Source organism: Candidatus Nanopusillus massiliensis (genome assembly GCF_920984865.1).
Genome location: NZ_OV100765.1, coordinates 590465 through 591276 on the forward strand (window position 1 = coordinate 590465; position 812 = coordinate 591276).

At 30.2% G+C, this 812-nt stretch carries 1 pseudogene (cut by a window edge); it reads right to left on the bottom strand.

Annotated features, from left to right (window positions below):
- Positions 1 to 438: 438 nt before the first annotated feature.
- Positions 439 to 812, bottom strand: a pseudogene (locus LUA84_RS03790) (adenosylcobalamin-dependent ribonucleoside-diphosphate reductase) (its annotated part continues 176 nt past the right edge of the window); the annotation flags it as partial.

The window sequence follows — 812 nt, forward strand, 5'->3', positions numbered from 1 at the left end:
ACTCGCCTCTGCAGGAGCTACATATACTTGTACAGATTTTGATCCATCTCTATATATTGTAATTCCTTTGCATCCCATCTTATATGCCAATAAATTGAATAATATACATCATCTGGTTGAACCCAATTTGGCATATTTATTGTCTTTGATATTGATAGTAGTTATCCATATTTGAGCAACTGCCTGTGCTCTTATNNGATCCCACCATGGTANNTCTAATGCTGTTAAGAATATTGCTTTCAAATGCATCTGGTATTTCTTTTATTCCCAATAAACTTCCCCCATTATCGGATATTTTCTTTAATATATCATTATTATATAAACCTCTTTCCCTTAATTTCTTGCCAATTCCTGATCTACATAATAATATACGCCAGCAGTTACTCTTTTTTCATATACTAAAGAATATTGTGGTTCAATACCTGAAGATGTATCTGACTACATGGATATAGAACNNGTTGGAGCAATTGATGTTACTTCAACATTTCTTATTACATATTTTATTATTTGTTCTTTCAAATATTCCCAATCTAATGTCCATAATTCTTTATGATAATATCCTTCTACAGGTAATACTCCATCTTAATATNTTGTTCTCATCATATCTATCAAATTTACNNNTTGTTTTTGCTCTTTCCAACANNNTCTAACATTGAATAAGATGTTAAATATTCTGTTATTTTCATTAATAATTTATATCCTTCTTCAGAGTGAATATGGAATTCCCAATTCATGGAATAAATCTGCTAATCCCATAAATCCAAGACCAACTCTTCTTACCAATTTTGAAGCTTCTTCAATTTCCTTTATTG